Source organism: uncultured Limnohabitans sp. (genome assembly GCF_937889215.1).
In the GTDB taxonomy this organism is placed as follows: Bacteria; Pseudomonadota; Gammaproteobacteria; order Burkholderiales; family Burkholderiaceae_C; genus Limnohabitans_A.
Genome location: NZ_CALBEX010000355.1, coordinates 1 through 3,665, shown reverse-complemented (window position 1 = coordinate 3,665; position 3,665 = coordinate 1). Strand labels below are relative to the sequence as shown.

General features: G+C 58.2%; 3 protein-coding genes. 1 reads left to right on the top strand and 2 read right to left on the bottom strand.

Annotation, left to right across the window (positions count from 1 at the left end):
* Nucleotides 1–28: 28 nt before the first annotated feature.
* Both uppS and Q0341_RS09175 read right to left on the bottom strand, forming a co-directional pair.
* Nucleotides 29–748: a polyprenyl diphosphate synthase gene (gene uppS / locus Q0341_RS09180; RefSeq protein ID WP_299512386.1), complete on the bottom strand. Its 720-nt coding sequence runs from the start codon at nt 746–748 to the stop codon at nt 29–31.
* Nucleotides 749–1,234: 486 nt separating this feature from the next.
* Nucleotides 1,235–3,223 carry a recombinase gene (locus Q0341_RS09175; protein WP_299512384.1) on the bottom strand — a complete coding sequence of 663 codons (1,989 nt, stop codon included), beginning with the start codon at nt 3,221–3,223 and terminating at the stop codon, nt 1,235–1,237.
* A gap of 95 nt (nt 3,224–3,318) precedes the next feature.
* Here Q0341_RS09175 and Q0341_RS09170 point away from each other — a divergent pair.
* Nucleotides 3,319–3,665: MaoC family dehydratase (locus tag Q0341_RS09170; RefSeq protein WP_299512381.1), on the top strand; the 347-nt coding region annotated here is incomplete at its 3' end.

Below are 3,665 nucleotides of genomic sequence, written 5' to 3'. Positions count from 1 at the left end.
CAGTCTGACAATCGCCTGGGCGACGGCCTCACAAGGGGGCCGATGAACCAAAGCGACGGTCACGCTGACTGAACCAAGCCAAGGCTTGCTTCAGTCTCTCGGGGGTGAAGTCGGGCCAGAGATCATCGCAAAAAAAGAGCTCGGCATAAGCGGCTTGCCAAAGCAAAAAATTACTTATCCGAGACTCGCCACCGGTCCGGATCAGCAGGTCGACTTCGGGTCCACCGGCGGTGCACAGGTAGGGGCTCAGCGCTTCCTCCGTGAGCGAACTCAGGTCAAGGTCAGGGTGCGCTTTTTGCCATGCTTGGGTGGCCTGGATCATGTCCCAGCGCCCACCGTAGTTGGCACAAACGTTCAAGGTGATGGCTGTATTGCTTGCAGTCTTGGCTTGGGCCTCTGCAATCAAATCTTGAAGAGCACTTGAAAATCGATGGGTGTCGCCCAACACTTTCAGGCACACACCGTTGGTGTTCATGTTGCGGATTTCTTTTTTCAAATACGTCATGAACAAGCCCATGAGGCTGCTGATTTCTTCCTCTGGGCGTTTCCAGTTCTCGGTGCTGAAGGCAAAGAGGCTCAGCTGAGGAATGCCCATTTCTGCGCAGGTTTGGACAATGTCACGCACTCTTTGTGCGCCCGCGGCATGGCCCAAAGCGGCGGGCATGAAGCGCTTTTTGGCCCAGCGACGGTTGCCATCCATGATGATGGCAATGTGCTGAAGCAAGGGGTTGGTGGCTGGATGGGACAACGGAGCGTTTTGATCGGAAAGGTACTTGATTTTAGTGGCATCGCCCCGCGCGTTTGCGAACCCCACCGGGCCGTTCAAAAAGAACCCAGAGTCTGGCGTCTGAAAAAGTTGAGTTCTTGCGCATTGTTTCCGTGCCGTGGTGCACAGACGCGGGATTCAGATGATGCCTCTTGACGGTTGGTATGGGTACAAATCGCCTGGTTCAGACAAGCCCTTGAGAAAACAAGGGAACACGTGGCCAGCTTATTCGGCCTTGTGTGGGGTGGGGCCTACCCGGTGCGGGTGAGTCAGACCGGACCCGGGTGATTCACCAGGGTGGGCCTGACCGCGCAACGCGCGTGCCCAATTCAACATGCAGGCCGCGTCATTCACCCACACGCGCATCCTCACTGCTGTGCCAGTGGCGGGAATGTTCAATACCACCGCACTGAGCTGGCCCGTTTGCGCGAGGCAATCAAAGCCTTTAGCCAGGCGGTTGGCCCGCCATCAAACTGACACAGGCTGGGTCTTGGGGGGGCTCACAAAAGACAGGGGTTGCGACCGGATGCGTTGGCCAATGGCCCGGCGAATGCGGCTGCGGTTGATGCCGCTGACGTTTTGTGAGGCCACGGCCACCCGGAAGGCCAGGTAAAAACTCACCCCCAAATTGAGTGGGCCAATCACCGCCAGCCCTGCCAAAGCCCAGCCAAAGGCGGGGGTGTTCAAGGCGGGCAAACCCAAGGTGAAAACCGCTGCCGCCATTTGCCCGGCCGTGAGGGTGACGTGGCGGACATCCAAGTTCAAGCCAAAAAACCAGGCAATCACCGGCACCAGGCCCAGCAGCAAGCCCAACGAAATGTTGGCCGCCAAACCCGAGACGTTGCGCAACAAGTAAAGCCCAACCCGATCGGCTGCGCGTACCCCGATCCAGCGCCGCAGACGGGGGTGGTAGCGCAATGCAGAGTCGAGTTGGTGCAGTACAAAAGCGTTTTCGACCCAACCCGCGATGATGCTGGATGCAAACAAGAGCACGCCCGTGAAGGCCGCGAACAAGGCTGTGGGGCCAAGCAGGCTGACCGATGACAGCACATGATTTGCATCGGCTTCGCTGGTCATGGGCAGCAAGTCGAACAGGCTCAAACCCAGACAAATGACCAAAACCACCGGCACCACGCCCAGTAAGTTGCCCAAAATGGCGGCAATTTGCGATCTGAACAGGTTGGCCACTTCGTCCACAAAATCCTGAATCCCCGCTTCGTCGTCGATTTGCTTGAGTTTGGCTGCCATGGCGGGGGCCGTCACGGCGGGTTGTTTGGTGGCCACGGTCCAGTGCAGCAACATGACCAGCACAAAAGACAGCGCGTAGTTGCTGCCTGCAGCCAAGCCTTCCCAAAAGGGAGAGAGTGCCAGCCCCAGAATGGCAAACTTGACCCAGGTGGTCAGGCCAATGACGGCACCGCCGCCCAGTGCTTTGCCCAGCATGCGGCGGTATTCAACCCCATCGCGGGTGATGTAGTGCTCGCCACTTTCAGCGCTGCGCTGGGCCACTTTTTCGGCCAACATGTGGCTGTTGGCCACCCACAAGCTGGCGATGCTGCGGCTGTCGTGACTGACTTGGGCCAAGTGCGCCAGCAAGGCCAGCATGGCAGGCACGGGCGCATGGGTCAGCAGCGCCTCCAGCAAGTGTTTGCATCGGATCACGAGGTGGCGAAGTTGCCGCAGCCGAAACACGATACCCACCGAAATGCCGTGTTCCTGCAGGTGCGAGTAGACGGTGTAAGCGGCGTGGCGGCATTCGTCCAGTTGTGCTTTCAGGTCATGCGCGGCGGCTTGGCATTCTGGGCTGTGTGGGCCGCCTTGTTGCAAGGCCTGGCGAAATACTTCCAAAGCCTTGGGCAACTCATGAAACGGGCGGGTGTTTTCGACCCGGCTGGCCATGCGGGTGCGAATTTCTGCAGAATGCCCGGTGGCATTGACCTGCCCGACACAATAGGTCAAGGCATCCAACAGGCTCGCTTGCAGGTCCGGTGGTGCTTGTTTGGGTGCCTCAGGCAAGATCAGGCGGGTCAATCCGCTCAGCGTGTGTTCATCCAGTGATTGGAGCCACTGCACGTCAAAAAGCTCGGGTTTCAAAAAGAGAAAGAGCGCGCCCAGATCGCGTGTGTCGGGCGTGGACGGCAGAAACTTCATGCGCAGCCGGTGGCCTAGATCACTGATGAACGCGGCTCGAGATGCGAAGCCCAAATCGGCCAACAGCGGTGTGGCATCGGCATCGGCCAAAAAACCTTGCCACCAAGTTTCCCAGGCCTGACGGGTTTCTTCGCGCGCCAACAAAGTGTCGACCAATAAACCCAAGCGCGAAGCTGCTTCCACAGGGGAGCGACGGTCGCCCCGAATCCACTGCACCACGTCGTTGAGCCACAAATGCCGATCGACCCTTTGTGTCAAATGCGGCAGTTGTTGGGTCAGGGTCAGCAAATTCGGGATGGAGGACATGAAACTGAAGAAATGCTTAGAAACCCGGACCTTACTCGAAACCCGTGTCACGCCATCGACACCATGTCAAAGATAAGGTGAATACAGTCAGGCTTATGAAAACATTTGAAACTTTGGCCGATCTGGCCGCTTGTGTCGGCCAAGATGTGGCCGCGACCGAATGGGTGACCATCACCCAACAGCAGGTCAACCAGTTCGCAGAAGCCACGGGGGACCACCAATGGATCCATGTGGACGTGGAGCGCGCCAAGCAAGGCCCCTTTGGTGCACCGATCGCCCACGGCTTTTTGACCTTGTCCTTGTTGTCACAGTTTTTTGACAAAACCATCGAGGTCAGTACGAAGCGCATGGGCGTCAATTACGGTCTGAACAAAGTGCGTTTCATGGCCCCGGTGCCGGTGGGCAGCCGTTTGCGGGCGCACCAGCACTTGCACTCGGCCAC